8 protein-coding genes are annotated in these 9,157 nt (G+C 72.2%); 7 read left to right on the top strand and 1 reads right to left on the bottom strand.

The genetic code is table 11. The features are described from left to right. From KDM41_15535 to KDM41_15555, 5 genes are all read left to right on the top strand, one after another. Positions 1-232, top strand: a 232-nt coding sequence (locus KDM41_15535) for a hypothetical protein (GenBank protein MCB1184840.1), incomplete at its 5' end; no start/stop codon positions are given. Further along, positions 219-1,628, top strand: a complete 1,410-nt coding sequence (locus tag KDM41_15540) for a hypothetical protein (GenBank protein MCB1184841.1) — start codon at positions 219-221, stop codon at positions 1,626-1,628. The genes KDM41_15535 and KDM41_15540, both read left to right, overlap by 14 nt. Positions 1,629-1,746: 118 nt before the next feature. Next, positions 1,747-2,313 carry a DUF4136 domain-containing protein gene (locus KDM41_15545; protein ID MCB1184842.1) on the top strand — a complete coding sequence of 189 codons (567 nt, stop codon included), beginning with the start codon at positions 1,747-1,749 and terminating at the stop codon, positions 2,311-2,313. A 33-nt stretch (positions 2,314-2,346) separates the two neighbouring features. Beyond that, positions 2,347-2,613, top strand: coding sequence for a hypothetical protein (locus tag KDM41_15550; protein ID MCB1184843.1), 267 nt, complete (start codon positions 2,347-2,349; stop codon positions 2,611-2,613). A gap of 145 nt (positions 2,614-2,758) precedes the next feature. Next, a complete protein-coding gene (locus tag KDM41_15555) occupies positions 2,759-3,436 on the top strand; it encodes a Bax inhibitor-1/YccA family protein (protein MCB1184844.1) in 678 nt (225 codons plus the stop codon). Positions 3,437-3,514: 78 nt separating this feature from the next. Here KDM41_15555 and KDM41_15560 read toward each other — a convergent pair whose 3' ends face one another. Further along, on the bottom strand, positions 3,515-5,827 hold the full coding sequence (locus KDM41_15560; GenBank protein ID MCB1184845.1) for a GH92 family glycosyl hydrolase: 2,313 nt from the start codon (positions 5,825-5,827) through the stop codon (positions 3,515-3,517). A 244-nt stretch (positions 5,828-6,071) separates the two neighbouring features. On the opposite strand from KDM41_15560, the gene pseC reads away from it, so the two are divergent. Both pseC and KDM41_15570 read left to right on the top strand, forming a co-directional pair. Next, entirely contained in the window at positions 6,072-7,241 is a 1,170-nt protein-coding gene (pseC, locus tag KDM41_15565; protein MCB1184846.1) for a UDP-4-amino-4,6-dideoxy-N-acetyl-beta-L-altrosamine transaminase, read from the top strand. After that, positions 7,234-9,157 (top strand): N-acetylneuraminate synthase family protein (locus tag KDM41_15570; GenBank protein MCB1184847.1); only part of this gene is annotated, 1,924 nt, incomplete at its 3' end. The genes pseC and KDM41_15570, both read left to right, overlap by 8 nt.

The following is a 9,157-nucleotide window of genomic DNA, read 5'->3' on the forward strand; positions in this document are numbered from 1 at the left end:
CGGCGGCGCCGGGGGCAACGGCGGCGTGTCGTGCGGCCTGCTCATGGTGGGCCCGCGCCTGCCCGCGACCGATGCGGCCTGCGCGTTCGCCTGCGGCGAACCCGGCCGCGGCGGCAGCGCCGGGCCCGACGGAGACGGCGTGGTCCGGGCGGAGAACGGACTCGACGCCTGGGCGGCCCCGCGCCGCGAACTCGACGACAACGTGAAAGGGTGGCGAATTGAAGACAGGTAGCATCACCGGCACGGCGCTCGTTCTCGCGCTGCTGATCGTCGCGGCGGCCCCGGCCGCCCGCGCCCAGGACTCGCACTACTGGGACAGCCAGTTCGGCACCCGCTCCGAGCTGCTCGGCGGCCTGGTCGTGGGCGCGCCCACCGACCTGAGCGCCACCTACTACAATCCGGCCTGGATCGCCCTGAACCGCGACGCGTCGCTGCTGCTGACGACCCGCGCCATCGAGAGCTACACCATCGAACTGGAGAACGCCCTCGGCACCGAGGCCGACCTGAGCACCTCGACCGTCGGCGCCTCGCCGGGCTACCTGGCCGGACGCTTCACCATCGGCGACGGCCTCGGCTGGACCTGGGCCTACACCTACCTCGAGCGCGTGCGGTTCCGCTACGACGCGGGCGGTGCGCTGCTCGGGTCCGACCCCCTCGCGGCGGCGGACGAGACGCGCTGGGAATCGGTCGAGTCGTACCTCCTGAGCGAGGCCAGCGAGAACTGGTACGGCGTCAGCTTCTCCAAGGCCCTGCGGTCGAATCTCGCCATCGGGTTCTCCCCCTACCTGGCCCAGCGCAGCCAGCGCTCGCGGGTCCAGGTGGCGGCGGGCCTGCTCGGGGGCGACGGTTCGACCGCCGACCTGAACATCGTCAACGACTACCGGTACTGGCACTTCCGCCTGCTGCTCAAGGCCGGCGTCGCGCTCCGCAGCGAGCGCTGGTCGGCCGGCCTGACGATCACCACCCCCAGCCTGGGCCTGGTCAGTTCGGCCGAGGTCTACGAACGGACCTACAGCGCCGACGGCATCGACCCGGACAACCCCCTGGCCGAGCCGTACCTCAGCGCCGACGCCCAGGACGGTCTCGACGCCGTGTGGAAGTCGCCCCTCTCGGTCGCGCTGGGCGGCGCCGTCCGGATCGGCCACAGCCGGATCCATGTCACGGCCGAGTGGTTCGACGCCGTGGGCCGCTTCGACGTGATCGACCCGGAGCCGTACGAGATCCAGAGCACGCCCGGCGAGTTCCAGGACTACGACTACGGCTACGCGGCCGAGGCGGTCCTGAACTACGGCGCGGGCGTCGAACGGTTCTTCTCCACCCACTTCTCGCTCTTCGCCTCGTACCGCCTGGACCGCACCACGACCCCGTCCGACCTCGACAACCGCCTGAACGCGACGTCGTGGGACCTGCACCACGTCACCGGCGGCGCCTCGTTCGAACTGGCGGGCATGGAGTTCACCACCGGACTGCAGTACAGCTGGGGCGATGCCGACGCGCGGGAGGCCCTCGTGATCGACCCGGACGTCGGCGCCGGGAGCATCGGCGACGAGGAGCCGGGCACCCTGAAATTCACGCGGATGAAGGCCCTGCTCGGGTTCAATCTGCCCTTCGGCACGATGTCGGAATAGGCCGCCGATCGCGGGCCGGCCGGAATTTCTGTGGCCCCGCACGGAGGGCCGCAGTAGTTTGTCACCACGTCCGGCCGGATCTCCCGGCCGGCGGAAAACTTCCTGGAGGTCGATGTCGATGAAAGCCAAGTGGAACCGGATCGCGGCCCTGACGGCCGTCCTCGCCCTCGCCGCGCTGGCGGGCTGCTCGTCCATCTCGGTCAACTACGACTACGACACTTCGGCCAGCTTCACCGGCTACCGCACCTACGGCTGGCTCGGCGGCGAAGGTCAGGTTCCGGCCACGGGCTCCGGCGCCGCCCTCAGCGGCGACCTCCTCGACAAGCGCATCCACGACGCCGTCGAATACGAGATGGGTCAGCGCGGCATCACGCGCGACGCCGAATCGCCGGACGTCCTGGTGAAGTACCACATCGGCGCCCAGGACAAGGTGCAGGTCACCGACTGGGGCTACCGGTACTCGGACTACTACTGGGGCTACGGCGGGCGTCAGATCGACGTCTACCAGTACACCCAGGGCACCCTGGTCATCGACATCGTCGACGCCAAGACCAAGACCCTGGTCTGGCGCGGTTCGGCCACCGGCACCGTCGACGGGCAGCAGCGCTCCCCCGAGGAGATGCAGCAGCGCGTCAACAACGTCGTGGCCCAGATCATGGCGAACTTCCCGCCCAAGAAGAAATAGGGCGGACGTTCATAGATCGTCTGGAGATTCGAGTTGGTCCTACGCCTGGTCGGGGTGGCGCTCGCCACCCTGCTGATCAACATGCCGTTCGGCTACTGGCGCGAAGGCGTCCGCAAGTTCTCGCCCGCCTGGTTCGTCTCGGTGCACGCCGCCGTGCCCCTGGTGGTGCTCATGCGGCACAAGTCCGAGATCGGGTTCGCCTGGTGGACCTACCCGCCCATGATCCTCTGCTACTTCGGCGGACAGTTCATCGGCGCGCGGATCCGGCGCCGGCGGGCGGCCGCGAACGCGGCGTCCTGATCCGGTTTCCGGAACCGCCCGGCCCCGGCCGGTGTTTCCGGTCGGAAACGACCACCCGTCACCTGTTCCGAAAGGGCAAGTCATGAACGACCAGCGTGGGTTCCGTCGGGGCGACGCCGAAGCCGTCGCCGCCAGCTTCGACGAGATGCGCGCCGCCGGCGTCTCCGCGAGCGCCGAGGAGCGCGGCCTGTTCATCGTCCGCGTCTACGGCCACCTCCTGGCCGCCATCGCGGCCTTCACCCTCTTCGAGGTGTGGCTCTTCAAGGCCGGCCATGCCGAGACCCTCGCCAAGAGCCTGCTGGGCGTGAACTGGATGCTCGTGCTCGGCGGCTTCATGATCGCCGGCTGGCTCGCCCGCGGCCTCGCCGCGCGCGCCGGCAGCACCGCCATGCAGTACGCCGGGCTGGCCCTGTACGTGGTGGCCCAGGGCATCATCTTCGTGCCGATGCTCTACGTGGCCGAGTACTACTCCGGCGGGGGGGTCATCCGCAGCGCCGCGGCCCTCACCCTGCTGGGCTTCACGGGCCTGACGCTCATCGTCTTCCAGACCCGCAAGGACTTCAGCTTCCTCGGCGGCCTGTTGCGCTGGGCCGGCATCCTGGCCCTGCTGGCCATCGGCGGCTCGGTGTTCTTCGGGCTGGAGCTGGGCATGTGGTTCTCCCTGGCCATGGTCGCGGTGGCCGGCGGCGCCGTGCTCTACGACACCTCGAACATCATCCGCTACTGGCCCAACGACCGCTACGTGGGCGCGTCGCTCGAGCTCTTCGCCTCGGTGGCCCTCATGTTCTGGTACATCCTGCGGCTGTTCATGTCGCGGCGCTGACCGGCACCGCGCACCAGCCGACGGCAAGGCCCCCGGGAAGGATCCCGGGGGCCTTTTCCGTGGGCGGCGGCGGGCCGGCTAGTCGCGCACCGGCGCCGGCCCCATCTCGAAGGTGAGCACGTGGCCCCCGGTCAGTTCCGCGTGGGTGACCCAGCGGCGGTCGAGGGGTGCGCCGTCCAGCAGCACGCGCTGCACGAAGGGGTGGTCGGCGGCCTGGTCGACGGTGCGGACCTCGAGGGTGTTGCCGTTCTCGAGCCGGACGCGGGCCGCGACCACCTCGGGACTGCCCAGGTCGTAGCGGTCGCTGCCGGGACACACCGGATAGAAGCCCAGCGCGCTGAAGAGGTACCAGGCCGACATCTGGCCGGCGTCGTCGTTGCCGCAGAGACCGTCCGGCCCGGTGCCGTACATGGTCGCCAGGATGTGGCGCACGCGCTCCTGGGTGCGCCAGGGGCGGTCGGACCAGTTGTAGAGGTAGGGCACGTGGTGGCCGGGCTCGTTGCCGTGCACGTAGTTGCCGATGATGCCGTCGCGGGTGATGTCCTCGGTGTGGGCGATGTGGTCGTCGCCGAGCTCCATGGTGAACAGCGAGTCGAGGCGCGCACCGAACGCCTGCGGCCCGCCCGCCAGCTCGACCAGGCGCGGCACGTCGTGGGGCACGGCCAGGCTGTAGGTCCAGGCGTTGCCCTCGATGAAGCCCTGGTCGTGGGTGGCCATGACGTCGAACCCGGGGCGCCAGGCGCCGGTGCGGTCGCGGGGCCGCATGAAGCCGATGCGGGCGTCCCAGAGGTTCTCGAAGCTGCGGCTGCGGGCGTCGAAGCGGGCGGCCGTGTCCGGGTCGCCGGCCAGGGCGGCCAGGCGCGCGAGGCACCAGTCGTCGTAGGCCAGTTCGAGGGTCACCGACACCGACGAGCGCGACGCCTCGTCCGGGATGTAGCCCAGCCGCGGCAGCTCGCCGACCCCGTCGAAGTAGGGCACCGAGGCGGTCGTCGCGCAGGCGGTGAGGGCGCGTTCGCGGTCGATGCCCGGTGCGGCACCCTTGACCAGGGCGTCGGCGATGACGGACACCGCGTGGTAGCCGATCATGCACCAGTTCTCGTTGGCCCAGTGGCTCCAGACCGGCAGCATCGGGTGCACGCTCTGGTCGTAGTGGGCCAGCATGGAGGCGATCATGTCGGTGTTGCGGCGGGGCTGGGTCACGGTGAACCACGGGTGCAGGGCGCGATACGTATCCCAGAGCGAGAACACGGTGTGGTTGGTGAAGCCCTCGCTGCGATGGAGGTTCTGGTCGAGGCCGCGGTAGGAGCCGTCGACATCCTCGAACACGACCGGGCCCAGCAGGGTGTGGTACAGGGCCGTGAAGAAGACGTCGCGACGGGCGTCGTCGAGCATCGCCACGTCGAAACGGCCGAGCTCGGTGTTCCAGGCCGCGCGGGCGGCGGCGCGGACACCGTCGAAGTCCCAACCCGGCGCCTCGGCGGCCAGGTTGGCCAACGCCCCCGCGGTGCTCACGCCCGACAGGGCCACCTTCACCTGCAACGGATCGCCGGCCCGCGCGGGGCCGAAGTGGAAGCGCGCCCGGATGTCGCGGCCCGCGAACTCGGGAAAGTCGTGCTCCTGGTCGAAGCGCCGGTAGAAGCCCTTGTAGGGCGTCTCGTCGAGCCGCACGTGACCGTACGAGCGCAGCGGCCGGTCGAAGGCCATGGCGAAGTAGACGGTGCGGGTGCGGGCCCAGCCCGTGGTCTGCCGCCAGCCCGTGATCAGGGTGTCGTTCTCCACGCGCACGAAGGTCCAGACGTTCTTGCCGTCGTAGTCGTAGATGTTCGCCGCCAGATCGACCAGCAGGCTCATGGAGTCCCCCGGCGCGAAGGCGTAGCGGTGCAGGCCGACGCGGGTGGTGGCCGTCAGCTCGGCGCCGACGGGCCCGCCGGCGGCGCCGCGCAGCGTGACGGCGTAGGCGCCCGGGGCGGCCGCCTCCTCGGCGTGGCTGAACGTCGCGACGGGCGGATCGCGCAGGTCGACGCGGCCCGCGGCCACCGGCAGCACGAGGATGTCGCCGAGGTCGGAATGGCCGGTGCCGCTGAAGTGGGTGTGGCTGAAGCCGACGATGGTCGAGTCGGCGTGCTGGTAGCCCGCGCAGTAGGGGTACGCTTCGCCGGTGTAGCGTCCGTCGGCGTCGTACATGGTCACGCGGCGGGTGTCCGGACTCAGCTGGACGAAGCCGAAGGGCACGGTGGCGCCCGGGTAGGTGTGGCCCATGCGGGCGGTGCCGACCAGGGGATCGACCCACGCGGCGGGATCGGCGGCGGGCGGCGCGGCGAGGGCCGGGCCGGCGACGCAGAAGGCGGTCAGCAGCAGCAGGGACGCCGCGCGGGCGAGCGGACGCTTCATGTCGGGCCTCCGGGTGACGATAGGAAGGGGTGCGGTGCGGGACGAATCTAGCACATCCGCCGGAGCGGCCCAGCGCCGATCCGCGCGGCCGCAAATTTGCGCGATACATCGGGCGGCCGGGCGCTTAATGTTGGGCCCGGCGGGGCGCGACGCGTGCGAGGGCGCGGGCCGCGCGGGCCGCGCGGATTCGCAGGGGGGCGCGCGTGGAGTCGGGAACGAAGCGAACCAGGGACGAGAGCGAAGCATGAAGGAATACCTGCCCTACGGCCGGCAATCGGTCGGCCCCGAGGAGGAGCGGCGCGTCCGGGACGTGCTGCAGTCGGACTGGCTCACGCAGGGACCGAAGGTGGTCGAGTTCGAGGCGGCCCTGAACCGGACCTGCGGTTCGGCCCACGCGGTGGCGGTCAGCCACGGCACGACGGCCCTGTACCTGGCCTGCCGCGCGGCGGGTCTCGGGCCCGGCGACCGCTTCGTCACCTCGCCGATCACCTTCCTCGCCACCGCCAACGCCGCCGTGATGTGCGGCGCCCGGCCGGTCTTCGTCGACATCGATCCGGACACCTTCGACCTCGATCCGGCGGCGCTCGACCGGGCCCTGCGCCGCTACCGCAGCGTGAAGGTCGTGCTGCCGGTGCATCTCGGCGGGCGCGTGTGCGACATGGAGGCCATCGCCGCGGTCTGCGCCGAGCACGGCGCCCTGGTGATCGAGGACGCCTGCCATGCCATCGGCGGCCGGTGGCGCGGTTCCGACGGCGCCTGGCACGCGGTGGGCGACGGCTCCCACGCCGCCATGACCTGCTTCAGCTTCCACCCCGTGAAGTCGGTGACGACCGGCGAGGGCGGGGCCGTGACGACCAACGATCCGGTCCTGGCCGAGAAGCTGCGCCTGCTGCGGAACCACGGCCTGACGCGGGATCCGGAGGTCATCGGCGAGGACGCCGACCCGTGGGCCTACGAGATGCACGCGCTGTCGTTCAACGGACGGCTCACCGACATCCAGGCCGCCCTGGGCGTGGTGCAGCTCGAGAAGCTGCACCGGCTGAAGGCGCGGCGCACGGCGCTGATCCGGCGCTACGACGCGGCCTTCGCCGACCTGCCCGGCATCACCTGCCAGGCGCGGGCCGACGACGACGACGCGTGCTGGCACCTGGCCATCGTGCGCACGGCGCGGCGGCGGGCGCTCTACGACGCCCTGCTCGCCGCGGGGATCCACTCCCAGGTGCACTACGTGCCGGTCCACACGCAGCCCTACTACCGCACGCAGTTCGGCACCGGACCGGGCGACTGCCCCGTGGCCGAGGCCTACGCCGCCGAGGCCCTCTCGCTGCCGCTCTACCCCGATCTCACCGACGCCGAGCAGGATCGGGTGATCGAGGTGGTGCGCGCCTTCCAGCGGACCGGGGACGATGTTTGATTTCGTCATCGAGCTGGGCGACTCCCACAACGGCGACGCCGAACGGGCCCGCCGCCTCGTGCGCGAGGCCGCGCGGGCGGGCGCCAAGGGCGTGCTGCTCGACGCGTCCCGCCTCGAGGACGTGTTCGCGCCGGAGGTGCTGCGGGTCAGCCCGGCGCACCGGCGGCGGCGGCTGCTCGAGCTGCCCCGTCACGAGATCGGACCGCTGTGCGCGTTCGCGCGCACGCAGGGCCTGCGGATCGGTCTGCGTCCGGCGGCCATGGACGACGTGCCCTTCGCGGCCGGCCTGGCCGACTTCCTGGCCGTCGGCCCCCACGAGGCGGCCTGGCTCGATCTCGTGCTGCACTGCGCCGAGACGGAACTGCCCCTGACCGTGGGCACGGCCATGACCGACGCCTCCGAGGTGTGGAACCTGATCCAGACGGCGCTCGAGGCCGGGTGCCGCGACCTGACGCTGCTGCACGGCATCATGCGCCGGCCGACGCCGCCCGAGGCCTGCAACCTGGCGGCCATCGGCACCCTGCGCGAACTGCTCGACCGCGAGTTCGGCCCCCTCTTTCCCGACGCCGAACTGAAGGTGGGCTGGGCCGACCGCACGGTGCATCCGGGGGTCGTGGCGCGCGCCCTGCACCACTGGGGCGCCGACACCGTGACCCTGCACCTCGACCTCGAGGGGCAGGGCGAGGGGTACGGCGCCGGCCACTGCTGGCTGCCCGACCGGGTCGCCGCGGTGATCGGCGGCGGCTACCTGCCGGTGCCCCGCGCCTGCGACGGCCGCGGGCGGGTGGCGCCCGATCCCGGTGAGATGGACGACCGCGCCTGGCGCGCCGATCCGGCCGACGGCCTGCGGCCCACGCGCGGACAGCGGGCGTCCTGGCCGCGCCGCCAGCCCGAGTCCCGCCGCACCGGACCGGACGTGTACCTCGTCGCCGACGGGCCGGGCGGCGAGGCGGTGCACCGCGGCATCGCCCTGGCCGAGGTGCTGCGCGACGACCACGACGCCGACATCGTCTTCCTGATCCCGGCCGGCGGATCCGGCGCGCGGCGCCTGGCGCGCCACGGCTTCAACGCGGTCGAGTTCGACGAGCTCGACGACGTGCCGACCCAGGTCGGTTTCATGAACGGCCTGTCCGAGGCGGACACGCCGCCCCTGTGCCTGCTCGACGTGAGCCTGCCGGCCGGGCCGCTGGTCGGGCCGCTGCAGGCCCTCGGTGCCTTCGTCGCGGTCGTGGGCCAGACGGGCGTGACGGGGGCCGACCTCGTCATCGTGCCCGAGTACGGCTTCCGCCCCCCGACGGCGGGCGACGGGGCGGGGCGGATCGTGGGCGGCTCCGAGTTCCTGCCCATCGGCCCGGACGTGGTGCACCGGCGGCTGCACCAGGAGCCGACCGGAGCCGGCGGCTCGCCGCGCGTCGTGGTGCACATGGGGGCCGGCGATCCCCACGCGCTGGTCCTGCGGGTGACCGGCGCCCTGCACGACGCCATGCGGCACGGCCACGTCCAGGTGGTGGTGCCGACGACGACGATCCGCGCCGACGTGGCCGTCGGCATTCTCGAGAGCCGCTACGAGGAGTTCGAGGTGATCGTCGGCGACGAAGACCTCGCCGCCGTGCTGGCGCGGGCCGACCTCGTCGTCACGCAGCCCGGCCCCACGGTGGCCGACGCCCTCTGCCTCGGCATCCCGGCCCTCGTGCTGAGCAACGGCCCGGCGGAGCAGCCCCAGGTCGACCGCCTGGTGGGCAGCGGGGCGGTGCGGCACCTGGGCTGCCAGGGCGACCTCGACGACCCGGCCCTCGCGGAGCGGGTGCGATCCGCCCTCGGTGACGCGGAGGCGTTGTCCCGCTTGCGATTCCACGCCCAGGAGCTGGCCGCGGCCCCCGTCGACGGGCACGGTGCGGCCCGGCTCGCCGACCGTC

The organism is bacterium (genome assembly GCA_020440705.1).
GTDB lineage: Bacteria > Krumholzibacteriota > Krumholzibacteriia > LZORAL124-64-63 > LZORAL124-64-63 > JAGRNP01.